Annotated in this window: 21 protein-coding genes and 1 riboswitch; of the genes, 9 read left to right on the top strand and 12 right to left on the bottom strand. The window is 74.0% G+C overall.

What is annotated here, in order from left to right; genetic code table 11:
- The 5 genes from alaS to NFS20_RS06470 form a co-directional block, all read right to left on the bottom strand.
- On the bottom strand, positions 1-2,688 hold the full coding sequence (alaS, locus tag NFS20_RS06490) for an alanine--tRNA ligase (RefSeq protein WP_251150921.1): 2,688 nt from the start codon (positions 2,686-2,688) through the stop codon (positions 1-3).
- 68 nt (positions 2,689-2,756) lie between these two features.
- Complete coding sequence (locus NFS20_RS06485) at positions 2,757-3,104, bottom strand: hypothetical protein (protein ID WP_251150920.1); 348 nt, start codon at positions 3,102-3,104, stop codon at positions 2,757-2,759.
- Positions 3,104-3,496 carry a DUF948 domain-containing protein gene (locus tag NFS20_RS06480; protein ID WP_251150919.1) on the bottom strand — a complete coding sequence of 131 codons (393 nt, stop codon included), beginning with the start codon at positions 3,494-3,496 and terminating at the stop codon, positions 3,104-3,106. Before NFS20_RS06480 ends, NFS20_RS06485 begins: the two co-directional genes overlap by 1 nt.
- A 253-nt stretch (positions 3,497-3,749) precedes the next feature.
- Positions 3,750-4,376, bottom strand: a complete 627-nt coding sequence (rpsD, locus tag NFS20_RS06475; protein ID WP_251150918.1) for a 30S ribosomal protein S4 — start codon at positions 4,374-4,376, stop codon at positions 3,750-3,752.
- 169 nt (positions 4,377-4,545) lie between these two features.
- Positions 4,546-6,051 (bottom strand): replication-associated recombination protein A, encoded by a 1,506-nt coding sequence (locus tag NFS20_RS06470; RefSeq protein ID WP_251150917.1) that lies wholly within the window; start codon positions 6,049-6,051, stop codon positions 4,546-4,548.
- A 111-nt stretch (positions 6,052-6,162) separates the two neighbouring features.
- Here NFS20_RS06470 and NFS20_RS06465 point away from each other — a divergent pair, with 111 nt between their 5' ends.
- Positions 6,163-8,418 carry an MMPL family transporter gene (locus NFS20_RS06465; protein ID WP_502800796.1) on the top strand — a complete coding sequence of 752 codons (2,256 nt, stop codon included), beginning with the start codon at positions 6,163-6,165 and terminating at the stop codon, positions 8,416-8,418.
- Positions 8,419-8,470: 52 nt separating this feature from the next.
- Positions 8,471-9,295, top strand: a complete 825-nt coding sequence (locus NFS20_RS06460) for a response regulator transcription factor (RefSeq protein ID WP_251150915.1) — start codon at positions 8,471-8,473, stop codon at positions 9,293-9,295.
- On the opposite strand, the gene NFS20_RS06455 is transcribed toward NFS20_RS06460, so the two are convergent.
- The 3 genes from NFS20_RS06455 to NFS20_RS06445 all read right to left on the bottom strand — a co-directional run bounded on the left by NFS20_RS06455 (position 9,271) and on the right by NFS20_RS06445 (position 11,574).
- On the bottom strand, positions 9,271-9,678 hold the full coding sequence (locus tag NFS20_RS06455; protein ID WP_251150914.1) for a hypothetical protein: 408 nt from the start codon (positions 9,676-9,678) through the stop codon (positions 9,271-9,273). The two genes, NFS20_RS06460 and NFS20_RS06455, sit on opposite strands and share 25 nt — an antisense overlap.
- Positions 9,675-11,129 (bottom strand): glycosyltransferase family 2 protein, encoded by a 1,455-nt coding sequence (locus NFS20_RS06450; protein ID WP_251151237.1) that lies wholly within the window; start codon positions 11,127-11,129, stop codon positions 9,675-9,677. Before NFS20_RS06450 ends, NFS20_RS06455 begins: the two co-directional genes overlap by 4 nt.
- 247 nt (positions 11,130-11,376) lie before the next feature.
- A complete protein-coding gene (locus NFS20_RS06445) occupies positions 11,377-11,574 on the bottom strand; it encodes a GNAT family N-acetyltransferase (protein WP_251150913.1) in 198 nt (65 codons plus the stop codon).
- A gap of 373 nt (positions 11,575-11,947) precedes the next feature.
- Between NFS20_RS06445 and NFS20_RS06440 the strand changes: the two genes are divergently transcribed.
- Entirely contained in the window at positions 11,948-12,124 is a 177-nt protein-coding gene (locus NFS20_RS06440; protein WP_251150912.1) for a hypothetical protein, read from the top strand.
- Between the two features lie 65 nt (positions 12,125-12,189).
- On the opposite strand, the gene aspS is transcribed toward NFS20_RS06440, so the two are convergent.
- On the bottom strand, positions 12,190-14,001 hold the full coding sequence (aspS, locus tag NFS20_RS06435) for an aspartate--tRNA ligase (RefSeq protein ID WP_251150911.1): 1,812 nt from the start codon (positions 13,999-14,001) through the stop codon (positions 12,190-12,192).
- Between the two features lie 99 nt (positions 14,002-14,100).
- On the opposite strand from aspS, the gene NFS20_RS06430 reads away from it, so the two are divergent.
- Together NFS20_RS06430 and NFS20_RS06425 are read left to right on the top strand one after the other, a co-directional pair.
- Entirely contained in the window at positions 14,101-14,568 is a 468-nt protein-coding gene (locus tag NFS20_RS06430; RefSeq protein WP_251150910.1) for a PPOX class F420-dependent oxidoreductase, read from the top strand.
- 33 nt (positions 14,569-14,601) lie between these two features.
- Positions 14,602-14,907, top strand: a complete 306-nt coding sequence (locus NFS20_RS06425; protein WP_251150909.1) for a DUF1330 domain-containing protein — start codon at positions 14,602-14,604, stop codon at positions 14,905-14,907.
- Positions 14,908-14,914: 7 nt separating this feature from the next.
- Here the strand turns inward: NFS20_RS06425 and NFS20_RS06420 are convergent, their stop codons facing one another.
- Positions 14,915-16,573: an Rv2578c family radical SAM protein gene (locus NFS20_RS06420; RefSeq protein ID WP_251150908.1), complete on the bottom strand. Its 1,659-nt coding sequence runs from the start codon at positions 16,571-16,573 to the stop codon at positions 14,915-14,917.
- Between the two features lie 139 nt (positions 16,574-16,712).
- Positions 16,713-16,834: riboswitch (TPP riboswitch) on the top strand.
- A gap of 106 nt (positions 16,835-16,940) precedes the next feature.
- On the opposite strand from NFS20_RS06420, the gene NFS20_RS06415 reads away from it, so the two are divergent.
- Genes NFS20_RS06415 through NFS20_RS06405 form a run of 3 tightly spaced genes read left to right on the top strand, consistent with a single transcriptional unit; the run spans position 16,941 to position 20,099 of the window.
- Positions 16,941-17,576 (top strand): ECF transporter S component, encoded by a 636-nt coding sequence (locus tag NFS20_RS06415; RefSeq protein WP_251150907.1) that lies wholly within the window; start codon positions 16,941-16,943, stop codon positions 17,574-17,576.
- Positions 17,569-19,329 (top strand): ABC transporter ATP-binding protein, encoded by a 1,761-nt coding sequence (locus tag NFS20_RS06410; RefSeq protein WP_251150906.1) that lies wholly within the window; start codon positions 17,569-17,571, stop codon positions 19,327-19,329. Before NFS20_RS06415 ends, NFS20_RS06410 begins: the two co-directional genes overlap by 8 nt.
- On the top strand, positions 19,326-20,099 hold the full coding sequence (locus NFS20_RS06405) for an energy-coupling factor transporter transmembrane component T family protein (protein ID WP_251150905.1): 774 nt from the start codon (positions 19,326-19,328) through the stop codon (positions 20,097-20,099). The genes NFS20_RS06410 and NFS20_RS06405 overlap by 4 nt, the downstream gene beginning before the upstream one ends.
- 41 nt (positions 20,100-20,140) lie before the next feature.
- Here NFS20_RS06405 and hisS read toward each other — a convergent pair whose 3' ends face one another.
- Positions 20,141-21,538 carry a histidine--tRNA ligase gene (gene hisS / locus NFS20_RS06400; RefSeq protein WP_251150904.1) on the bottom strand — a complete coding sequence of 466 codons (1,398 nt, stop codon included), beginning with the start codon at positions 21,536-21,538 and terminating at the stop codon, positions 20,141-20,143.
- A gap of 154 nt (positions 21,539-21,692) precedes the next feature.
- Positions 21,693-22,502 carry an MBL fold metallo-hydrolase gene (locus NFS20_RS06395; RefSeq protein ID WP_251150903.1) on the bottom strand — a complete coding sequence of 270 codons (810 nt, stop codon included), beginning with the start codon at positions 22,500-22,502 and terminating at the stop codon, positions 21,693-21,695.
- A 189-nt stretch (positions 22,503-22,691) separates the two neighbouring features.
- Between NFS20_RS06395 and NFS20_RS06390 the strand changes: the two genes are divergently transcribed.
- Positions 22,692-23,453, top strand: coding sequence for a peptidylprolyl isomerase (locus tag NFS20_RS06390; RefSeq protein WP_251150902.1), 762 nt, complete (start codon positions 22,692-22,694; stop codon positions 23,451-23,453).
- The last annotated feature ends 71 nt before the right edge of the window (positions 23,454-23,524 follow it).

Here is a 23,524-nt window from a genome sequence, read left to right as displayed (position 1 = left end):
TCACGCGGCCGCGGCCGCGCCGTCGCGCACGCCCTGCAGCGCGGCGGGCAGCGCCGAGACGTCGGTGCCGCCGCCCTGGGCCATGTCGTCCTTGCCGCCGCCGCCGCCGCCGAGCGTCTGGGCGGCGGTCTTCGCCAGCGCGCCGGCACGCAGCCCTGCCGCGCGGGCCGACGCGTTCGTCACGACGACCACCTGCGGGCGGCCCTTCGCGACGCCGCCGACGGCGACGACGCTCGGCTCGGACTCGCCGAGGCGCCCCCGCACGTCGAGCGCGAGCGCTCGCAGGTCGTCCGCCGAGGCGACCTCCCCGGCGTCGTGCACGACGACGCGCACGTCGCCCGCACGCTCCGCGCCTGCGGCGAGGCTGCCCGCGACGGCGAGGAGCTGCGCCTGCCGCAGCTGGGCGAGCTCCTTCTCCGCGTCGCGCAGGCGCGACACGAGCGAGCCCACGCGGTCGGGGAGCTCGTCGCTGCGCACGTTGAGCAGGCCGGTGAGCTGCCCGACGAGGGCGTGCTCCTTGGCCTGGAAGCCGTACGCGCCGTCGCCCACGAGCGCGTCGACGCGGCGCACGCCGGACCCGATGGACGACTCGCCGAGCAGCGTGACGAGGCCGAGCTGGCCCGTGCGCTGCACGTGCGTGCCCGCGCACAGCTCGCGCGACCAGTCCCCGCCGATCGACACGACGCGCACCACGTCGCCGTACTTCTCGCCGAACAGGGCCATCGCGCCCATCGCGCGCGCCTCGGTGATCGGCATGAGCTGGTCCGTGACGTCGAGGTTCTCGGCGAGCTGGGTGTTCACCCGCTCCTCGATCTCCGACAGCGCGCCGCCCGGCACCGCCGACGAGCGGCGGAAGTCGAAGCGGATGCGGCTCGGCGCGTTCTCCGACCCGGCCTGCGTCGCGTCCTTGCCGAGCGACTCCTGCAGCGCCTTATGGATCATGTGGGTCGCCGAGTGTGCGCGGCTGATCGCCTTGCGACGCGCGGTGTCGATCGTCGCGGTGCCCGGGTCGCCCAGCGCCGCGGTCCCCTCGACGAGACGACCGCGGTGCACCGACAGGCCCTTGATCGGGCGCTGCACGTCGTCGACCTCGATGGTCGCGCCGCCGTCGAGCACGATCGTGCCGTGGTCGGCGAGCTGGCCGCCGGCCTCGGCGTAGAACGGCGTGCGGTCGAGGACGACCTCGACGTCCGCCGGGGCGGTCGCCGCGGGGGCGGGCACGCCGTCGACGAGCAGACCGGCGACCTTCACCGCCGCGGTCGACTCGGTGTAGCCGAGGAACTCGACGGGCGCGGAGAGCTCGGTCGCGAGCGACTCGTACGCAGCGGTGTCCACGCCGCCCGAGCGCTTGGCGAGCGCGTCGGCGCGGGCACGCGTGCGCTGCTCGGCCATGAGGGAGCGGAACGCCTTCTCGTCGACCTGGACGCCCTGCTCGGCCGCCATCTCGAGCGTGAGGTCGATCGGGAACCCGTAGGTGTCGTGCAGCGCGAACGCCTGGTCTCCACCGAGTACGGGCGTGCCGCTCGCGCCGGCCGTCGCCTTCGCCCTCGACACGGCCGTGTCGAGGATCGTCGTCCCGGACGTCAGCGTGCGCCGGAACGCGTCCTCCTCCGCGTACGCGATCGAGGAGATGCGCTCGAAGTCGGTCGCGACCTCCGGGTAGGAGGCGGCCATGGCGTCGCGGCTCACGGGGAACAGCGCGGGCAGCGCCTGGTCCTCCACGCCGAGCAGGCGCATCGCGCGCACCGAGCGGCGCAGCAGGCGACGCAGGACGTAGCCGCGGCCCTCGTTCGAGGGACGCACGCCGTCGCTGATGATCATGAGGGCGGAACGCACGTGGTCGGCGACGACACGCATGCGCACGTCGTCGTCACGGTTGGCCCCGTAGCGCTTCCCCGAGAGCTCCTGCGCGGCCGAGATGACCGGGAAGACCTCGTCGATCTCGTAGAGGTTGTCCTTGCCCTGGAGCAGGTACGCGACGCGCTCGAGCCCCATGCCGGTGTCGATGTTCTTGCGCGCGAGCTCGGAGACGATGCGGAACTCCTCCTTGGAGCGCACGTCGTCGATCGCGTACTGCATGAACACGAGGTTCCAGATCTCGAGGTAGCGGTCCTCGTCGACGACGGGCCCGCCCTCCTTGCCGTACGCGGGTCCCCGGTCGACGTAGATCTCCGAGCACGGGCCGGCCGGCCCGGGCTGGCCCGTCGTCCAGTAGTTGTCCGCCTTGCCGCGCGCCTGGATGCGCTCGTCGGGCAGCCCGGCGATGCGCTTCCACAGCTGACGCGCCTCGTCGTCGTCGTGGTAGACGGTGACCCAGATGGTCTCGGGGTCGAAGCCGTAGCCACCCTCGGCCTGCGGCCTCGTGATGAGGTCCCAGGCGTAGGTGATCGCGCCTTCCTTGAAGTAGTCGCCGAACGAGAAGTTCCCGTTCATCTGGAAGAACGTGCCGTGGCGCGTCGTCTTGCCGACCTCGTCGATGTCGAGCGTCCGCACGCACTTCTGCACGCTGGTCGCGCGGTCCCACGGCGGCGTCTGCTCGCCGGTCATGTACGGGATGAACGGGACCATGCCGGCGATGGTGAAGAGCGTCGACGGGTCGGGCGAGACGAGGGACGCCGAGGGGACCACGGTGTGATCGCGGTCGGCGAAGTAGTCGAGCCAGCGCTTGCGGATCTCGGCGGTGCGCATGATGTCCTTCGGTCTTCGTGGGGTCTGCGGGCCCGTCAGGGCCTCAGGGTTCGGGCTGGCGTTCGGCGTCAGAAGGAGTAGCCGAGGAGGTCCTCGACGTCGTCGGTGTCGGCTCGGGCGTCCGGCCTCGTGTGCCGGCCGGCGGTGGCGCGACGCGCCCGGACCGCGTCGGGGTCCTCCTGCCCCTCGGCGAGCAGGGCCGCCATGAGCTCGCGCTCGCGCGCGTCGCGCGCCGTCGTGAACTCCGTGCGGAAGTCGCGGACGAGGTGCACGGCCCTCTCCCCGAGGCCGTTGACCCGGTCGGTCGCCTGGTCGACGAGCGACGCCGGCGCGTAGCGGGCGAGGACCTGCCGGCCCTTCACGACCACGACGACGGTGATCGCGACGCCGACGCCGACCCAGAAGACGCGGCGCATCAGCGCGCGCCCTTCTCACCGGACGGGGTGCCGCCGGACGAACGACCGAACGAGCGGGCGAACGCCTGCCGGACGCCGTAGGTGAACGCCGCGACCTTGACGAGCGGCGCACCGAAGGTCGCGGCGTACAGGCCGGTGAGCGCGGAGACGTTCTCGCTCACCTGGGCGGCCGACGTCGTGATGGTGTCGACCTTGACGAGCTGGCTGTTGGTGGTCGCCACCGTCGTCGCCGCCTCGTCGAGGATCGGCACGGAGTGGTCCGTGACCTCCTTGATGCTCGCGCGCGCCTCGTCGAGCACACGACCCAGCTTGAGGAGGGGCACCGCGAGCAGGCCCACGAGCAGCACGAAGGCGACGGCTGCGATGAGGCCGGCCACATCTCCCAGGGACATTCTTCCTCCTGTGCCTGATCACGACGGATCACGTTCGGCGGGTGCGCGCCCGACGGTCGCCGTGCGGGTCACCTGCTGGACACGTGCAGGTCACGCCGCACGCGCGGGCTCCGCGAAACACTACCCGCCCTGCGCCGTCGAAGGGCCGCAGGGCGGCCCGGGCGGCCGGTCGGCACCTGTCGGCCGGACCAGCCCGGACGCACGAACGCCTCGCTCGCCGACGAAGCGGTGAGCGAGGCGTCCGGAGCGGGACTCAGCGAGCGTAGTACTCGACGACGAGCTGGACCTCGCAGGTCACGGGGACCTCGGCACGCTTCGGGCGACGCACGAGGATCGCGCTGAGCTTCTCGAGCTGGACGTCGAGGTAGGCCGGGACGGCCGGCAGCACGTCGCGGTGCGCGCCCGCGGCCGCGACCTGGAACGGCGTGGTCGCCTGGCTCTTCGGCTTGACCTGGAGGGTCTGGCCCGGCTTCACGCGGAACGAGGGGCGGTCCACGATCTTGCCGTCCACGAGGATGTGGCGGTGCGTCACGTGCTGGCGCGCCTGGAGGATCGTGCGGGCGAAGCCGGCACGGAGGACGAGCGCGTCGAGACGGGTCTCGAGGTTCTCGACGAGCGCCTCACCGGTCAGGCCCTTGTCCTTGCGGGCGTCCTCGTACGCGCGGGCGAGCTGCTTCTCGCGGAGCATGTACTGCGCGCGCAGACGCTGCTTCTCGCGCAGACGGACCGCGTAGTCCGACTCGGTGCGGCGACGGGCGCGGCCGTGCTCGCCCGGGGGGTACGGACGCTTCTCGAAGTGCTTGACGGCCTTCGGGGTCAGGGCGATGCCCAGTGCGCGGCTCAGGCGGACCTGGCGGCGCGAGCGCTTGACAGACGTCACAGCGGTATCTCATTCCTGTCGTGTGGGTACTGACGTCACACCCGTGGTCCTCGACGAGACGTCGAGACCCGGGTGCGGGACCAGCCGATGGACCGCGACGTCCTCCGGAGCGGAGGACGGGGGTCGGGGCCGAGGTCCCAGGTGGTCGCCGGAAGGCAACCTCAGAAGTCTACCGCACCCGGGAGCCGAGGATCTCCCGCACGCGCGCCAGCCGCTCGGCGACCTGACGCTCGTAGCCGCGGTCGCTCGGCGTGTAGTACCGGGCGCCGTCGAGCGAGTCCGGCAGGTACTGCTGCGGGGCGACGGCGTGCGGCGCGTCGTGCGCGTACCGGTACCCCGCGCCGTGGCCGAGCTGCTTCGCCCCCGGGTAGTGCGCGTCGCGCAGGTGCGGTGGCACGGAGCCCGCCCGGCCGGCGCGCACGTCGGCGAGGGCCGCGTCGATGCCGAGGTACGCCGCGTTCGACTTCGGTGCCGTCGCGAGGTGCACGACCGCCTCGGCGAGGACGATGCGTCCCTCCGGCATGCCGATGAGCTGCACGGCCTGTGCGGCAGCGACGGCCGTCTGCAGCGCCGAGGGGTCCGCCATGCCGACGTCCTCGGCGGCCGCGATGACGATGCGGCGTGCGATGAACCGCGGGTCCTCCCCCGCCGCGATCATGCGCGCGAGGTAGTGCAGCGACGCGTCGACGTCGGACCCGCGCATCGACTTGATGAACGCGGAGACCACGTCGTAGTGCTGGTCGCCGTCCCGGTCGTACCGCACGGCCGCGACGTCGACGGCACGCTCGACCGTGTCCAGGTCGACGACGGCGGCGTCGGGCCGCGCCGCGGGCGGGGCGTCCTCCGAGGGAACGGCGCCCTCCGAGGCGTGCCCGCCCTCTTCGGCGGCGGCTTCCACCGTCGGCCCGACGACCCCGGCGTCCTGCGCGTCGGAGAGCGCGGCGCCGGCCGCGGCCTCGAGCACCGTGAGCGCCTTGCGCGCGTCCCCGCCGGCGAGCCGGACGAGGTGGCCCTCCGCCTCGTCCGTGAGCGCGACGAGGCCGTCCAGACCGCGCTCGTCGGCCACGGCGCGCCGCACGAGGGCCCGCACGTCGTCGTCGTCGAGCGGCTGGAGCGTGAGCAGGAGGGACCGGGAGAGCAGCGGGGAGTTCACGGAGAAGCTCGGGTTCTCCGTGGTCGCGGCGACGAGCGTGACCCAGCGGTTCTCCACGCTCGGCAGCAGCGCGTCCTGCTGGGACTTGGAGAAGCGGTGGACCTCGTCGATGAAGAGGACGGTCTCCTCGCCACCGGTCGCGAGGCGGCGGCGCGCGTCCTCGACGACGGCGCGCACGTCCTTGACGCCGGCGGTGACGGCGGACAGCTCGACGAACCGGCGCCCGGACGCCGTCGCGATGAGGTACGCGAGGGTCGTCTTGCCCGTACCGGGCGGGCCCCACAGGATCACGGAGCCAGGTGCCGCGCGCGACGCGCCCGGCGCGCCCACCTCGATGAGCCGGCGCAGCGGCGAGCCCGGCACGAGCAGGTGCGACTGACCGGCGACCTCGTCGAGCGTCGCCGGCCGCATGCGGACGGCGAGGGGCGCGCCGGGACCGGGGCGCGGCGTCCCCTGGGTGCCGGAGGTCGCAGCACCGAACAGGTCGCCGCCGAAGAGGTCGGCGGAGGGCGCGGTGGGCATGAGCACGAGCCTACGCACCGCCACCGACGGCGACGGCGCTCGGGGAGGTCGGGTGAAGGTCGTCCACAGCGGCACGGCGCGATCTGACACGCCACGAGGCCGGGTGGGATGCTGACGCTCGTGTTCTCCAGCCTCGGTCGCCGCATCGCCCGCCATCCCCGTCTCACGGTCCTCGTCTGGGTCGTGCTCACGACCGTGGGGTTCGCGCTCGCGCTGTTCGGCGTCCAGGGCGAGGGCCTGTTCGACCGCGTGACGACCGGCGCACCGACCGTGCCCGGATCCCCGAGCGAGCGCGCGGACGAGATCCTCGCGGAGAACGACGACAGCGGGCCCGAGGTCACGCTCCTGGTCCGTGGCGTCGACCCGGCGGACTCCGCGGTCGCGGACGCCATGACGGACGTGAACGCGGGCCTCGTCGCGATCGAGGGCGTCGAGACCGTCATCAACCCGTACGTCCTGCCCGGCGGCGTCGAGGACGAGGCGGCCCGGCCGCTCGTCGCGGAGAGCGGCGACGGCTTCCTCACGGTGGTCACCCTGCGCACCGACCTGGAGCCCGAGCGGTCCGACGACGTGACCGCCCAGGTCATCCAGGACTTCGAGGCGGTGCCCGGGGAGCTCACCGAGGCCGCGCCCGACGCGGCGGCTGACGCGACCGGGCTCGTCGCGTCGAACGGTCTGATCATCGACGCGATCACGGCACAGGTCCAGGAGGACCTCACGACGGGCGAGAAGGTCGCGCTCCCGGTCGCGCTGCTCATCATGGTGCTCGTCTTCGGCGGGTTCCTCGCCGCGGCGATGCCCATGGCCGGGGCCATCGCGTCGATCGGCAGCGGCCTGGGCGCGCTGTTCGGCCTGACGTACCTGCTCGACGTCGACGCGTCGGTCGTCAACGTCGTCACCGTCCTCGGGCTCGGGCTGTCGATCGACTACGGGCTCCTCGTGGTCTCGCGGTTCCGCGAGGAGCTCCACCGGCTCATCGACGCCGGTGACGACCCGTCGTTGCGACGACGACGCGGCGACGGCGTGGTGCACGCCGCGCTCGTCCGCACGATGGCGACGGCCGGTCGCACCGTCGCGTTCTCGGCGCTCACGGTCGCGATCTCGATCGCGGGCCTCATGGTCTTCCGGCCGGACATCCTGCGCTCCGTGGGTGCGGGGGGGCTCGCCGTCGTGCTGATCGCCGTCGCCACCGCGCTCACGCTCGTGCCGGCGCTGCTCGCGTTCACGGGTCGCCGGCTCGCCCGCCCGGGGCTCCTCGGGAGGGTCCCCGGGCTGCGGCGCGTCCTCGAGCGCACCGCCGACGTCCAGTCCGACGAGGGCGTCTTCTCACGTCTCGCCGGGCGCGTCCAGCGCCATCCGCTGTGGGTGCTCGTCGGGACCGTCGTCGTGCTGGTCGTCCTGGCGCTCCCGGTGCTCGGGATCCACGTGCGCAACTCCGGGATCGAGCTGCTCCCGACGAGCTCGCCCCAGCGCGAGTTCGTCGACGAGCTCGCGGCCGAGTACCCGTCGAGCGCGGGCCCGCAGGTCCTCGCCGTCGTCGACGGCGAGGTCGAGGACGCCCAGGCCTGGGCCGACGAGGTCGAGGGCGTCGAGGGTGTCGCGCGCGTGGACCCGGCGACGCCGCTCGACGGGTACGCGGTCGTGGGGATCCACGTCGAGGGCGGCGACGCCGGCAGCCCGGAGGCCGTCTCGGTCGTGCGCGACGTGCGCGCGCTCGACGCGGGCACCGACGTGTGGGTCACGGGCCAGGCAGCCGGGCAGGTCGACTTCCTCGACGCGCTCGGGGACCGGGTGTGGTGGGCGGTGGGGATCGTCGTGGGCGCGACCCTGGTCCTGCTGTTCCTCATGACCGGCTCGGTCGTGATCCCGCTCAAGGCGCTGCTCACGAACGTGCTCTCGCTCGCGGCGTCGCTCGGCGTGCTGGTGTGGGTGTTCCAGGACGGCCACCTCGAGGGGCTGCTCGGGTTCTCGTCGGTCGGCGGGATCGAGACCTACGTCGTCGCGCTCGTCGTCGCCTTCGCGTTCGGGCTGGCGATGGACTACGAGGTCTTCCTCCTCGCGCGCGTCAAGGAGCTCTACGACGCCGGGTACGCGAACGACGAGGCGGTCCGGCTCGGGCTCCAGCGGTCCGGCCGGATCATCACGTCGGCGGCCGCGATCATCGTCGTCGTGTTCACGGGCTTCGTGTTCGGCGAGCTCCTCGTCATCAAGGAGGTGGGTTTCGCCCTCGCGGTCGCGGTGCTCATCGACGCGACGATCGTGCGCCTCCTGCTCGTCCCGGCCACGATGACCCTCCTCGGCCGGTTCAACTGGTGGGCGCCGGAACCCCTGCGCCGGGTCCACCGGCGGTTGTCGATCTCGCACTGAGTGCGCCGCCCGACGGGCTGCGACGTGCGAGGACCGCGGCTAACGTGACGCCATGCCGGCAGGACAGCACCCGCGTGACGCAGCCCCCGGTGGGGACGACGGCCGCTCGGCCGTGATCGTCGAGGACGACCCGGACATCCGGGACCTCCTCGACACGGTGCTCACCCAGGCCGGCTTCGTGACGCGCACGGCGGCGACGGGCCGCGAGGGTGTCGCGCTCGTGCAGGAGATCGACCCGCTCGTGACCACCCTCGACGTCAGTCTCCCGGACATCGACGGCTTCGAGGCCTGCCGGCGCATCCGCGCCGTGTCGGACACGTACGTCGTCATGCTCACGGCCCGCACGGACGAGATCGACGCGCTCATGGGCCTCGACGCCGGTGCCGACGACTACCAGACCAAGCCCTTCCGGCCGCGCGAGCTGCGGGCGCGCATCGAGGCGTTGCTGCGCCGCCCTCGACGCGCCCCGACCGCGGACGGGGCAGGAGCACCGGTGGTCGCGGAGCAGGGCGGGGACGACACCCGACCGGGAGCGTCCGCTCCGGCCACCGCTCGCGTCGTCGCCGACGGTCTCGTGGTCGACGTGGACGCTCGGACGACCCACGTGGACGGGGCCGAGGTCCAGCTCACGCGCAGCGAGTTCGACCTGCTGGCGGCGCTCGCCGCGGCACCGGGCCGGGTGCTCGCCAAGGACGCGCTGGTCCGGGTGCTCTGGGGGGACGAGTACGACGCCGGCACGCCCGTAGCGGACGCCGACCGGCGTGGCGTGGAGGTCCATCTCGCCAACCTCCGGCGCAAGCTCGGCGACGACGCCGCGCGTCCGCGCTGGATCCGCACCGTCCGCGGCGTCGGCTACCGGTTCGACCACGTCGGCTGAGCGGAGCCGTCGCGCCACGTGAGGAGCACCGCGGCGACGTCACCGAGGGTGTGCGCGGCCGCTGCGCGCAGCAGCGGGCCCTCACGCACGACCGCGGCGGGCCCGTCCGTGCCCAGGAGGGCGAGGGCGTGCGTCGCGCTCGTCTCGACCAGGTCCGCCCCGAGCATCGCCGACGTGCAGCGTACGGAGAGCAGCGCCGCCCGGGCGTCCGCGGTGTCCCCGGCGGACGCCGAACGTCCCACGCGCTCGACGCGGGCCTCGAGCCGCTCCGCGTACGACAGCGCGAACCGCTCGACGGAGGCGTGGTCGCCGTCGAGCTCGTCCGCGAGCGCCGCCCACGTGCGCCGCATGCGGGCCCGTCGCAGGCCGACGGCCCGGCTCACGCGCGCAGGCCGTGCTGGCGGCGCACGAGCCGGCGCAGCATGAAGAGCGTCTGCAGGACGGTGACGACCCCGAGGACGGGCCAGCCGATCGTGAGAGCGGTCGACTGGGCCGCCAGGGGCAGGGTGGTCCACATCCAGGCGACGGCAGCCAGCGCCACCGCGCCGACGAGGAGCGGGCTGAGGTAGGCCCACCCGCTGCCACGCTCGGCCTTCGCCTGTGCGGCCCAGTTGTCGGTGCGGGACTGGGAGAGGAACTTCGACCATGCGCGGACGAAGTGCCCGACGCGGATCCACATGTACGTCTCGGCGGGGACGAGCGTCGCCGCGAAGAGCACGTCGCGCCACGTGCGGTCCTTCATGGACAGGGCGATGCGCACGTTGAGGGCGACGGCGACGACCGGGGGCAGGAGCCAGATCGGGGAGAACTCGAACGCGCTGATGCTCAGCGCGCCCGCGAGCAGCAGCCCGAAGAGGAGCCGGGTCGCGGCGTTGACGAGCATGCCGACGTTCTCCATCCAGCGCAGGCGCAGGTTGGGGTGGAAGGGCTGGCCGCGGGTGTCGCCGCGCTGACCGGGCCACATGAGGTCGATCGCGCCGTAGTTCCACTTGACCTGCTGACCGTCGAGCGCGCGCAGCGTGGTCATCCCGCCGACGACGGCGCGGGCGGTCGCGCTGATCTTCGTGGAGTACCCGAGGGACTTGATCTGGAGGCTGAGCAGGGAGTCCTCGACCTCGGAGTCGCTCACCCAGGGGTTGCGCTGGTGGTGTGCGGCCATGACGTCCTCGAGCGCGGTCGTCCGGAAGAGCGACGCCTGCCCACCGAGGACGGCCATGTTCCGTCCCCGCAGGAGGTTCTGCATGTTGAACGCCGCGAACTGGGCGCGCTGCCCGGTGAGCAGGAAGCGGCGGAGGGGGCCGCGGGTCGCGGTGGCGTCGACGGTGTAGATCGCGGAGATGCCCCCGATGCGCGGGTCGGAGTCCATCTCCGCCTCGAGGCGCTCGACGGCGTCCTTCGCGAGGACGGTGTCGCCGTCGACGCCGAGCAGGTAGTCGGCCCCGCGCACGAGACGGAAGCCGTAGTTCAGGGCGCCCACCTTCTTGTCGGCGAGCGCGCCGAGGTCGTGGACGTAGACGCGCGTGGTCTGGCGACGGCCCTTGCGCTCGACCGTGTGCTCCCCTGCGAGCTTGGAGGCCTTCGCGAACGTCTTGTCGGTCGTGTTGTTCACGACGACGTGGATCACGTCGGGCAGCCGCGTCTGTCGCAGCAGGCCCTTGAGCACCGAGCGGATGGTCGCAGCCTCGTTGTAGGCCGGGATGACGGCGCCGATCGTGGCGCTGCGCGGCGCCTCGTGGACGACGATCTCGTCGGGGGTGAACTCGTAGCGGTCGAGCTCGGCGCCGAAGGCCGGGACGTCGTCCGTCGTCGCGGCCGTGGTCGGCTCGGTCAGCACTGCGGTCAAGAGGCACCTCGTAGGTCGTTGCGGATTCAACTACGCAGATCCTGACCGCCGGACCTCGGCATCGCCCCGCGCGGAGCGCAGCGGACCCTCAAGATCCGCTCAAGATCGACGGCCGCCCCCCCCATCGGGCTGCGAGACGTCGAGGAACGTCGCGTCACCGTCGGGGACGAGAGACCGGTCGAGAAGCGCGCGACCGACGCCGCGGACCAGCACGAACGCGGCGCGGCGGCCCGCCGGATCAGCGGCGGGACTCGAACGCCTGCGTGACGCGGTAACCCACCTGCTCGTACACCCGCCGGGCCGCACCGTTGTCCGCGTACATCCAGAGCACGACCATCGGGTCCTCCCGCAGCCCCGCCCGGGTCGCCGCTGCCGTCACCGCGCGCGCGATGCCCCGGCCCCGCGCGGCCGGGTCCGTGGCGATCCCTCCGAGCACCCACGGGACCCCGGGCCGGCACCCCGGGCGCCCCGACCCCACGCACGACACCCGCGTCGTCCTTCCAGCCCCACCACCGCGTGACCGGGTCGTGCGGGTCGAGCTCCGCCGCGGGGTTCGCCCGGTCGAGCAGCGCGCGCGACGCCGCCCGTCCGTCCCGCCCGTCGAGCGCGGCGACGCGGCTCTCCCCCGGCTGGGCCGGCGGGTCGGTCGTCGCGGTGAACCAGTCCCATCGCGAGACGGGCTCCGTGCGCAGGTGCGCCGGCAGGCGCTCGACGGAGCCCCGGACGAGGGCAGACGCCGCGGCTGTCGTCCCTCGGGGGAGCGACGAACGCACGACGCCCGCGGCGAGCTGCGGCGCCCCGAGGAGGAGGTGCGCGACGCCGTCAGGCGTGCCGAGTCCCCACAGCCCCGCACCGCCGTCGTCGAGCGCGCGCAGCACGACGACCGCGTCGTCCCCCACGACGACGTCGAGGAGGGCGCAGGCGTGCAGCTCCAGGCGCATCACGGGGTGCCGTGCCCACGCCGCCGGCACCTGCGCGCCCCGTGAGACGCGCGTGGGCGCACCGTCCCGGTCGTCCCGGGTCGGTGCGCCCTCGCGGGAGGCGCTGGTGGTCACTCCGCGGCGGCGGCCGGGAGGTTCCCCGGCTCCCCCTTCGCGGCGGGCTTCGCGTCGACGCCGGCCTCCTTGCGCTGCTCCGGCGTGATCGGCGCGGGCGCCTGCGTCAGCGGGTCGTAGCCGCCGCCCGACTTGGGGAACGCGATGACGTCGCGGATCGAGTCCGACTGCGTGAGCAGCGCGACGATGCGGTCCCAGCCGAACGCGATGCCACCGTGCGGCGGCGCGCCGAACTTGAACGCGTCGAGGAGGAAGCCGAACTTCTCCTGCGCCTCCTCGGGCCCGATGCCCATGACGTCGAACACGCGCTCCTGCACGTCGCGACGGTGGATACGGATCGAGCCGCCGCCGATCTCGTTCCCGTTGCACACGATGTCGTACGCGTAGGCGAGCGCGTCCCCCGGGGAGGACTCGAACGTGTCGACCCACTCCGGCGTCGGGGACGTGAACGCGTGGTGCACCGCCGTCCACGCGGAATGGCCGAGAGCAACGTCACCGTCGTCGGCGGCATCTCCGGTCGGCTTGAACAGCGGTGCGTCGACGACCCACACGAACGCCCACGCGTCCTCGTCGATCTGGCCGGTGCGCTTCGCGATCTCCTGGCGCGCGGCGCCGAGCAGCGCACGCGAGTCGGACGTCTTCCCCGCGGCGAAGAACACCGCGTCCCCCGGCTGCGCGCCGGTCGCGGCCTGCAGCCCTTCGCGCTCGGCGTCGGACAGGTTCTTCGCGACCGGGCCGGCGAGCGTGCCGTCCTCCTGGAACGTCACGTAGGCGAGGCCGCGGGCGCCGCGCTGCTTGGCCCACTCCTGCCACGCGTCGAACTGGCGGCGCGGCTGCGAGGCCCCGCCGGCCATGACGACTGCGCCCACGTACTCCGCCTGGAAGACGCGGAACGGGGTGTCCTTGAAGTAGTCCGTGAGCTCGACGAGCGGGTTGCCGAAGCGCAGGTCCGGCTTGTCCGAGCCGTACAGGCGCATCGCGTCGTGGAACGTCATGCGCGGGATCGGCGTCGGGATCGTGTACCCGACGAGCTCCCACAGCGCGACGAGGATCTTCTCGGCGAGCGCGATGACGTCGTCCTGCTCGACGAAGCTCATCTCGACGTCGAGCTGCGTGAACTCGGGCTGGCGGTCGGCGCGGAAGTCCTCGTCGCGGTAGCAGCGCGCGATCTGGTAGTAGCGCTCCATGCCGGCGACCATGAGGAGCTGCTTGAACAGCTGCGGCGACTGCGGGAGCGCGTACCACGAGCCGGGCGACAGGCGCGCGGGCACGAGGAAGTCGCGAGCCCCCTCGGGCGTCGAGCGAGTGAGCGTCGGCGTCTCGATCTCGACGAACTCCTCGGCGTCGAGCACGCGGCGCGCCGCCTGGTTGACCTTGGAGCGCAGGCGCAGCGCGTGGGCCGGCGCGGGGCGGCGCAGGTCGAGGTAGCGGTGCTTGAGCCGCGCCTCCTCGCCGATCGTCTCGGTGTCCGCGAGCGCCGTCGACACCTGGAACGGCAGGGCCTCGGACGTGTTGAGCACGACGACGTCGCTCGCCAGGACCTCGATCGCGCCCGTCGGCAGGTTCGGGTTCTCGTTGCCCTCGGGGCGCCGCGAGACCTCGCCCGTCACCTGGAGCACGAACTCGTTGCGCAGCGGGTGGGCGACGGACTCGTCGCGGACGACGACCTGGGCGATGCCGGACGCGTCGCGCAGGTCGATGAAGGCCACTCCCCCGTGATCGCGCCGACGGTCGACCCAGCCCGTGAGGGTGACGGTCTGACCGGTGTGCTCGGCCCGCAGTGAGCCGGCCGTGTGGGTGCGGAGCACGGAGTTCGTCCTTCCAGGGAGTGCGTCGGGGGGTCGGGGCGCGCGAGCGCCCGTGCGAGTCTAGTCGGTGACCCACACGAGCCCACCAGGAGGTTCCGCATGCCCCGCACCATCGCCACCGCCCGCCGGATCGAGCGCGACGAGCTCGTCGACCTGCTCCGCTCGCGCCACGACGGGGTGCTCGTCACGACGCGTTCCGACGGCTCGCCGCAGCTGAGCCCGGTGACGTACGGGGTCGACGACGCCGGCCGGGTCGTCGTGTCGACGTACCCCGAGCGTGCGAAGGCCGCGAACCTGCGTCGTCGCCCGCAGGCGTCGCTGCTGTCGCTGGGGCCGGGGTTCTCGGACCCGTGGGTCCAGGTGGACGGGACGGCCGAGGTGATCGAGCTGCCCGACGCGGTCGAGCCGCTCGTCGACTACTACCGAGCGATCTCCGGCGAGCACCCGGACTGGGACGAGTACCGTGCGGCGATGGTGGCCCAGGGCAAGTGCCTCGTGCGGGTGACGATCACACGCTGGGGCCCGGTGGCGACGGGGGGCTTCCCGGCCCGCCTCGCCGACGGCTGACGCGACCACGCGTCCGGGCGTACCGTGCGGCGCATGACGATCATGCTGTGCGTCCTGCTGTGGCCGACCGGTGACGCCGACGCGCTGTCCCGCTACGAGGACGAGGTCCTCGCGCTCGTGCCGGTTCACGGCGGTCGCGTGGTGCAGCGCGTGCGCGCGCTGCCCGGCCAGGACCCGACCCCGCCCTGCGAGGTGCAGGTCATCGAGATGCCCGACGACGCGGCGCTCGCCGAGTACATGGCGGACCCGGCGCGTGTCGCGCTGGCCGAGGTGCGCGACCGCGTCGTGGCCCGCACGGAGATCGTGCGTGTCGCTCCGGTGCCGGCGAGCACCGCCTGAGCGAGCCTCAGAACAGCACCTGCTCCACGCCGCCGCCCGCGAGGTCGAGCGCGCCGCCGTCGACCGGCATGCCCGCGAGCGCTCCGGCGGTCGGCGGCACGGCGGTCTCCCGGGCGAGGCTGCCACGGGGGTACGCGCCGTCGACGGGCGGCTCGGCCGCTCCGAGGCCGCCGAGCTCACCGCGTCGGTAGCGACCCTCGACGCCCGACGGGCCGCGGTGGCCCGAGACGGCGAAGCCCCGGGTCTCGAGCATCGGGCGCACGCGGTCCCACAGCCAGGACCGGTAGGCCTTCGACGCGTACGTGCCGCGCTCGTAGACCCGCTCGTACCCCGGGACGAGGCGCGGGTGCTCGCGCGCGAGCCACGACATGAACCACTCGCGCGTCCCGGGCTTGAGGTGCAGCGGCAGCACGGTCACACCGGTGGCACCCGCGTCCTTGACCGCGTCGAGGAGGTCGGTGAGCGCGTGCGTGGAGTCGGTCAGCCAGGGCAGCACGGGCGCGACCATGACGCCGCACGGCAGGCCCGCGTCGCGGACCGCGCGGATCAGGTCCAGGCGCGCGCGAGGACTGGGTGTGCCGGGCTCGACCGACGCCTGCAGGCCGGGGTCGAGGAGCGCGAGCGACACCCCGATCCCGACCTCGACGCGCGACGCCGCGTCGACGAGCAGCGGCAGGTCGCGGCGCAGGAGCGTGCCCTTGGTGAGGATGGACAGCGGCGTGCCGGAGTCCGCGAGCGCCCTGATGATGCCGGGCATGAGCCGGTAGCGGCCCTCGGCGCGCTGGTAGGGGTCCGTGTTCGTGCCGAGCGCGACTGGCTCGTGCACCCAGGACCGCTTCGCCAGCTCGGCGCGCAGCACGTCGTCGACGTTGACCTTCACGACGACCTCGCGGTCGAAGTCCTCGCCCGCGTCGAGGTCGAGGTACTGGTGCGTCGGACGCGCGAAGCAGTTGTGGCTCACGACCCCGTCGGCGACGAAGTCGCGTGTCCCGGTCGTGATGTCGACCAGCTCGACCTCGTCGCCCGCGCCGCCGAGGGCCTCGAGCGCCTCGACCCGCAGACCCTCGCCGCCGGTGACGTCGCGACCGAGGACCGGCGCGGACCCGTCCGGCGCGGCCGCGAGGTCGCGCAGCGCGTGACGTCCCGGCCCGACGAGCACGTCGCCCAGCGCGAGGTGGGCGCGACGCCCGTCGCCCCCCACGACGTGTCGCCACCCCCGTTCGGTGAGGAACCGGTGGTCGCCGCTGGCGACCAGACGCGTCCCGTCGGCCAGCGTCACGCGATAGGCACGCTTGCGCGTGGTCCAGCGGTCGAGCACGCGCGTGCGGACGTACCGGCGGTAGGCGCCGTGCGCCTCGGTACCGACGATCTCGTCGCCCACCCGCAGCTCGCCGACGGGCCGGTGCGTGCCGTCGGCCAGGAGGACCGGGGTCCGTGGGCTCAGGCAGTACGAGCAGGCGTGGCTGCAGCCGCGGTACGGGTTGATCGTCCAGCGGAACGGCATGCGCGACATCGCGGGCACCTTGGACAGCGCGCTCTTGGCGGTGACCTCGTGGAACGTGATCCCGGCGAACTCGGGTGTGCGGACGCTGCGCACGAGACCGGCGCGCTCCAGCCCCGGGAGCGCCCCGTCGTCGACGCCGATCGCCTGTCCGTCCCACCTCACGCCATGATTCGAACAGGTGTTCGACGCCGGTGTCAAGGTGGCGTGCGGACGAGGTGGGCGGCCGGCGAGGCGGAGGCCGACGCGCCCGCTCCCCGAGACGGGGGATTGTCCCGAGCCGCGTCTGCCCCTAGGGTCGGCACGAACGCCCCCGGGGAGCGCACGAGCGCTGAGAGTGCCGGCCGGACATCCGTGTCCCACCGGCAGACCCGTGGAACCTGATCTGGTTCGTACCAGCGAAGGGAGCAGGGCCGACGTCACCGTCCCCTGCGCCTGCACGCGCCCGCGCGACCGCGCACCCGGGGCACGTGCGCGCGCGGGTGCGGGACGCGCCGTCGTGCACCCGTCGCGGCCCGACGAAGGGACCCGCATGACCGAGCCCACCGCCCGACCCGTCGCACGACCCGTCACGCCCCGGCCAGGAGCGTCCCGGCGACCTCACGGCCTGACGCTCCACGAGACCGTTCTCGTCGCGGTCCTGGGCGTCGTGTTCGGCTTCGTGTACTGGGCGTTCGTCCAGCTCTGGGCGCCGCTCCAGCTCGCGTTGGGACCGCTCGCCGACCTCGCCGCGAACGTGCTCGCCGGCGCCTGGATCGTCGTCGGACCGCTCGCGACGTACATCGTGCGCAAGCCGGGCGTCGGGATCCTCACGGAGACGCTCGCCGCGCTCGTCGAGGTCGTGTTCCTCGCCTCGCCCGCCGGACCGCTCCTGCTGCTCGTCGGGCTCGTGCAGGGGGCGGGAGCCGAGCTGCCCTTCGCCCTCACGCGCTACCGCCGCTACGGGTGGTGGGTCTTCGTCGCCTCCGGCGTGAGCGCGGCCCTCGTCACGTACGCGTTCAACGCGGTCCGGTTCGGCTGGCTCGGCCAGGACTACGCGATGCTCCGGCTCGGCGTCCAGGTCGTGTCGTGCGTGCTGCTGTGCGGGATCGCGGCACGCCTGCTCGGCGACGCGCTCGCGCGCACCGGCGCCCTCGACGCGTTCGCCATCGGGGCGCGCCGTGGCTGAGGTCGCGCCCGCCCCCGCCGCGCCCGGGACCGCGGCCGTGCGGACGCGGCGCCTGTCCGTCAGCGTCGGCCACGACGCCGTCCCCGTGCTCGACGCGGTGAGCCTCGAGGTCGCGGAGGGGACCGGGCTGCTCGTCGTCGGACCGTCCGGGTGCGGCAAGTCGACGCTCCTGCGTGTCCTCACCGGGGTCGTCCCGCACACGCTGCCCGGGCACGTGACCGGCGACGTGCAGGTCGCCGGCCACGACCCCCGGGAGGTCCCTGTGGCACGCCTCGCCGCGGAGATCGGCCTGGTGCAGCAGAGCCCCGGCGACCAGCTGTGCCTCGGCGGCGTCGAGGACGAGCTGCGCTTCGCGCTCGAGAACCGCGCCGCCGACCCGGCCACGGTCGACGACCGGACCGAGCACGCCCTCGCCGCGGCGGGGGCGACGCACCTGCGCTCGCGGTCGACGCACGCGCTCTCCGGCGGCGAGGCGCAGCGCGTCGCGCTCGCCGCCGCGCTCGTCACCGACCCCGCGCTGCTCGTCCTCGACGAACCCACCGCGCTCCTCGACCCTCAGGGCGCGCGCGAGGTGGGTGCCCTCGTCGCCCGGCTCGCCGACGGCCCGGGGCGGCGCCGGGCGCTCGTCGTGGTCGAGCACCGCCTCGACGAGCTCGGCGACCTGCCCGACGCCACGCTCGTGCTCGACGACAGCGGGCGCGTCGTCGCGCACGGCTCCACCCGCGCCGTCCTGCGCGAGCACGCGCAGCGGCTCCTCGAGCTCGGCTGCTGGCTCCCTCTCGACGTCCTGCTCGAGGCCGCAGGGGCCCCCGGGCCTCTCGGCTCCGACCGCACCGACGCGTGGCTCGTCGACCTCGCCTCCTCCTCGCGCACCGGCCCGTCCGCCGACCGTCCGGCGCGGGCCGGGCGGGCCCTGCCTGCCACGGCAGGCACGCCGGCACCCCCCGTGGCGCTCCGTGCGCGCGCGTTCACGGTGACACGGTCCGGCGCACCGGTCGTGCGCGACGTCGACCTCGACCTGCACGTCGGCGAGGTGCTCGCCGTCGTCGGACCCAACGGGAGCGGGAAGTCCACGCTGCTGCGCGGGCTCGCCGGGCTGGAACCGAGGTCGGGCACGCTGACCGTGGCGGGGCCGGCGCCCGTCGCGATGGTCTTCCAGGACCCCGAGCACCAGCTCCTCGCACGGACCGTGCGCGACGAGGTCGCGTGGTCGCCACGCCTCGCGGGCGTCGCGGACCTCGACGAGCGCGTCGCGCGGACGCTCGCGGCGTACGGGCTCACCCACCTCGCCGACGCGAACCCGTTCCGCCTGTCGGGCGGCGAGCAGCGGCGGTTGTCCCTCGCGACCGCGACGGTGCTCGATCCCCCGGTCCTGCTCGCGGACGAACCGACCTTCGGCCTCGACCGCGCCCAGTCCGACGCGACCGCCCGGGTCCTGCGGGACCTCGCCGACCGCGGGGGCGCGGTCGCGCTCGTCACGCACGACCTGACCCTCGTCGCGCGGGTCGCCGACCGCGTGGCCGTCGTCGTCGACGGCGAGGTCGTCGCGGACCGTGAGACGTCGGCGGCGCTCGCCGACGACGCGCTGTGCGCCGGTGCGCGGCTCGCCCGGCCGCCGCTGCTCGAGTGGTGGGCGCGCACGGGCCGGGGCGAGGGCGTCGGGCTGCGCGCGCTCGTCCGTGCGCTCGACGACGCGCTCCTCGCCCGGTGCCGGCCCGGCCACGGCGACCGCGTCCCGGCGGTGCACGGATGAGCCCGCTCGCCCGGTGGAACCCGACCGTGAAGCTCGCGACGGTGCTGGTGCTGTCGACCGCCGCGCTGCTCGTGACGGACCCCGTGACCCCCGCGATCGGCTACGGCCTCGCGCTCGCCGCGCTCCTGGCGCTCGGGCGGGTGCCGCTGCGGGCCGTCGCCGTGGGCCACGTGCCGTTCCTCGTGCTCGCGACGAGCCTGCTCGTGGTCAACGTCCTGACCCGCCCGGGCGGCGACACCGTCGTGATCGGCCCCGTCACCGTCGGCTCGACCGGGCTGACGATCGGCGTCTCGCTCGCGCTGCGCACGCTGTTCGTCGGCGTCCTCTCCCTGACCCTCGTGCTGACGACCGATCCGGTGCGCCTCATGACGAGCCTGCACCAGCACGCCCGGCTGCCCGCCACGTGGACGTTCGCCGTGCTCGCGGCGCACCGGCTGCTGGAGGAGCTCCCCGGCACGTGGCACACGATCCGGTGCGCGCAGGCGGTCCGTGACCCGCGTCGCACCGCGGGGCACCTCCCGCGCTCTCCCCGCGCGCTGGGCGCCGCGGCCTTCGCGCTGCTCGTCGGCGCGATCCGGCGGTCCGAACGCCTCGCGATCGCCCTCGAGTCACGCGGGCTCGGGGCGGGGCCGCGCACGACCTCCCGACCGGTCGCTCTCGGCCCGCTCGACGTGCTCGCGGGCGTGGCCGTCCTCGCCGCGGCCGCGGGCGTCGTCGTGCTCGGCGCGCGCGCAGGCTGGCTGACCGGCCTCGGTGCGCTCACCGGCTGACCGGCGAGCACCCCGACGCCGCACACCGCGGTGCGCGGGGATCAGGCCCCGGGCACGGCCCGGGGCCAGAGGTCCTCGGCGGGCGGAACCCACGACGCCGCGTCCGCGTCGACCTGCTCGCCGGACCGGATGTCCTTGACCTGGTCGGGTCGCGTGTCGCCCGCGTCGTCGAGCTGCCCGTCGGCGGGGAACCACACGAACGGGATGCCACGTCGGTCGGCGTACCGGATCTGCTTGCCGAACTTCGCCGCGCTCGGCGCGACCTCGACCGGGATCCCGCGCGCACGCAGCGCGGTGGCCACCGCGTCCGACGCCGGTCGTGACTCCTCGCTCGTCACGGCAACCACGACGGCGCTGGGCACCGAACGCGTGGCACGCACCAGACCCGCCGACAGCAGGCGCGAGACGAGGCGCGAGACGCCGACCGAGAGCCCGACTCCCGGGTAGGTCGTCGCGCCGTCGGACGCGAGCGTGTCGTAACGGCCGCCGGAGCAGATCGAGCCGAGCTGCTCGTGCCCCACGAGCACGGTCTCGTAGACGGAGCCCGTGTAGTAGTCGAGGCCGCGCGCGATCTTGAGGTCCGCGACGACGACCCCGGGAGCGCGCACGCTCGCCGCCTCGACGATGGCGGCGAGCTCGGCCAGCCCCGTCTCCATGAGCTCGCTCGTCACGCCTCGTTCGGCGGCGAGCGCCCGCACGCGGTCGACGACGGACGTGTCCGTGCCGCTGATCGCGGCGAGCGCCAGGCACGCGTCCGCCTGCTCGGGCGTCGCGCCGGCCTCCGCGACGAGGAGGTCGGCGACCTTGTCGGGGCCGATCTTGTCGAGCTTGTCGATCTGGCGCAGCACGTCGTCGACGGCGTCGAGCCCGAGCCCGCGGTAGAAGCCCTCGGCGACGCGCCGGTTGTTGACGAGGACGCGGACCTCGGGGACGCCGATCTCGCGCAGCGCACCGAGCGCCTCGGCCATGACGAGCGGGAGCTCGACCTCGAAGTGGTACGGCAGCTCGCCGGCGCCGACGACGTCGATGTCCGCCTGCGTGAACTCACGGAACCGCCCGTCCTGGGGGCGCTCGCCACGCCAGACCTTCTGGATCTGGTACCGCTTGAACGGGAACGCGAGGTGCCCGGCGTTCTCGAGCACGTAGCGGGCGAACGGGACGGTGAGGTCGAAGTGGAGGCCGAGCTGCTTCTCGGGTCGCCCGGTCCGGGCCTCGTCGCCCTCCCCCGGCTCCTCCTGGAGCCGGCGCAGGACGTAGACCTCCTTGGACGTCTCGCCCTTGCGCAGCAGCTGGTCGAGCGGCTCCACCGCGCGCGTCTCGACCCCCGCGAAGCCGTGCAGCTCGAACGTGCGGCGCAGCACGTCGAGGACGTGCTGCTCGACGATCCGTCCGTCGGGCAGCCATTCGGGGAATCCGGAGAGGGGTGTGGGCCTGGCCATGGGACCTGATCCTTCCAGACACCGCCCGGTGACCGGCAATCGTCCCGCGGCCGTGCGCACCGGTCGAGATCGCGGCGGGCCGGATCGCGGCGGGTCGGATCGCGGCGGGTCGGATCGCGGCGGGTCGCGGCGGACCGGTCGCGGGCGAGGGGGGTCAGCCGCGGGCGAGGAACGGGTTGGTCGCGAGCTCACGGGCGACGGTCGTCGTGGGACCGTGGCCGGGCAGCACGTCCCAGCGCGGGTCCAGGCGCCCGACGACGTCCCGCAGGGTCCGCGCCATCGTCGCCCCGTCGCCCCCGGGCAGGTCCGTGCGGCCGACGGACCCCGCGAAGAGGACGTCGCCGCTCAGCACGAGACCGGACCCCGGCGCGCCGAGCAGGTAGAGCGTGGAGCCCTCGGTGTGCCCGGGCGCCCCGACCGCGCTCAGGAGGAGCTCACCGAAGCGCAGCGCGTGCTCGTGTCCCGCGCCGGCCTCGAACGTCTGCACGTCGGACGGCTCCCGGTAGTCGGTCGGGTGCGCCCCGGCGGCGCGCAGCGCCTCGCCGAGCGGCCCCGAGACCAGCGCCGCTCCTGCGACGCCCGGCCCGGCCGAGGCCGCGGGCCGTCGCTCGAGCGTGCCGAACGGGTCCGCCAGCCGGTACGCGTCCGCGGCGTGGAGGACGAGCGGCACGCCGAAGCGCTCGCACAGCACGGCAGCGTCCCACGTGTGGTCGACGTGGCCGTGGGTCGCGAGGACGGCGCGCGGGACGAGACCACGTCGCTCGATCGACGCCGTGACCGCGTCCCCGACGCCCGCACCTGCGTCGACGACGACGCAGTCCCCGCCATGGGCGCTGACGAGCGAGCAGTTCGTCCCGAAGACCGGCGCGACGACCACCTCGACCTCGAGCCCCCCGGTGGGCGCGCCCCGGTCGGGACCGTCGTCGTCCGCCGTCGTCGGGCCGTGTCCCGTCCGTCCGTCCACGGCCCGAGGCTAGCGTCCCGACGTGCCGCCGTCCGGACCGGGAGCGGCGAGGTCGATACCGGACCGTGACCTGAGGCGCGAGAATCCGCGGGGCTCCGACGCCCACGGTGCCTAGACTGTCCCGTACCGACCGCGGGCGCACCGTGGTCGACCGCGCGCGCCGTCACGGCGGACGACGAAGGAGCTGGGGTGTCGACGAAGAGCAGGGAGCGCGAGCAGGCGCGCCGCCGCCAGGAGAAGTGGGAGCAGCGCCAGGCGCAGCTGCGTGCGCGACGCCAGCGCCGGTGGTCGATCGTCGGTGTCGTCCTGGCCCTGCTCGTCATCGGTGTCGTCGTCTGGTGGGCGCTGTCCGCCGCGCAGAGCTCCGAGACGGACCCCGGCGGGGAGCCCGGGGCCGCCGCCACGCCGGGCAGCACCGGCGAGCACACCCTGCCGCCGGCGTCCGCCGCCGAGGGGCGAGCATGGACCTCGTCGCTCACGACGAGCGTCGGCGACATCACCCTCTCGCTCGACGGCGCCGCCGCGCCGCAGGCGGTGGCGAGCTTCGTCGCGCTCGCCGACTCCGGGTACTTCGACGACACGTCGTGCCACCGGCTGACCACCTCGGGAATCTACGTGCTGCAGTGCGGCGACCCGACGGGCACGGGGACCGGCGACCCGGGCTACAGCTTCGGCCCCATCGAGAACGCCCCCTCCGACGACGTGTACCCCGCTGGGACGGTCGCCATGGCCCGCCAGGGCGGGGACGGCGAGTCGATGGGCTCCCAGTTCTTCCTCGTCTACGAGGACTCGACCATCCCGGCCGACGCGGCGGGCGGTTACACAGTGTTCGGCACCATCACATCCGGTCTGGACGTCGTCCAGGCAGTCGCTGACGCGGGGACCGCGGACGGGGCCGGCGACGGCTCCCCCGCGACCCCGGTCACCATCGAAGGAGTTGAGACCCAGTGAGCGATCCCGCGAACAACGAGGCGAGCACGCCGGTGACGGAGCCCGCAGAGGCGGACGCGACCGGACGGGTC

The organism is Cellulosimicrobium sp. Marseille-Q4280, assembly GCF_943181405.1.
In the GTDB taxonomy this organism is placed as follows: domain Bacteria; phylum Actinomycetota; class Actinomycetes; order Actinomycetales; family Cellulomonadaceae; genus Cellulosimicrobium.
The sequence above is the reverse complement of the archived record's forward strand: the minus strand, read 5'-3'. Positions and strand labels throughout refer to the sequence as shown.

Coding starts and splice junctions, on each gene's coding strand:
- alaS (WP_251150921.1), bottom strand. CDS start 2,688: ATGCGCACCGCCGAGATCCGCAAGCGCTGGCTCGACTACTTCGCCGAC.
- NFS20_RS06485 (WP_251150920.1), bottom strand. CDS start 3,104: ATGCGCCGCGTCTTCTGGGTCGGCGTCGGCGTCGCGATCACCGTCGTC.
- NFS20_RS06480 (WP_251150919.1), bottom strand. CDS start 3,496: ATGTCCCTGGGAGATGTGGCCGGCCTCATCGCAGCCGTCGCCTTCGTG.
- NFS20_RS06470 (WP_251150917.1), bottom strand. CDS start 6,051: ATGCCCACCGCGCCCTCCGCCGACCTCTTCGGCGGCGACCTGTTCGGT.
- NFS20_RS06460 (WP_251150915.1), top strand. CDS start 8,471: ATGCCGGCAGGACAGCACCCGCGTGACGCAGCCCCCGGTGGGGACGAC.
- NFS20_RS06430 (WP_251150910.1), top strand. CDS start 14,101: ATGCCCCGCACCATCGCCACCGCCCGCCGGATCGAGCGCGACGAGCTC.
- NFS20_RS06425 (WP_251150909.1), top strand. CDS start 14,602: ATGACGATCATGCTGTGCGTCCTGCTGTGGCCGACCGGTGACGCCGAC.
- NFS20_RS06415 (WP_251150907.1), top strand. CDS start 16,941: ATGACCGAGCCCACCGCCCGACCCGTCGCACGACCCGTCACGCCCCGG.
- NFS20_RS06405 (WP_251150905.1), top strand. CDS start 19,326: ATGAGCCCGCTCGCCCGGTGGAACCCGACCGTGAAGCTCGCGACGGTG.
- hisS (WP_251150904.1), bottom strand. CDS start 21,538: ATGGCCAGGCCCACACCCCTCTCCGGATTCCCCGAATGGCTGCCCGAC.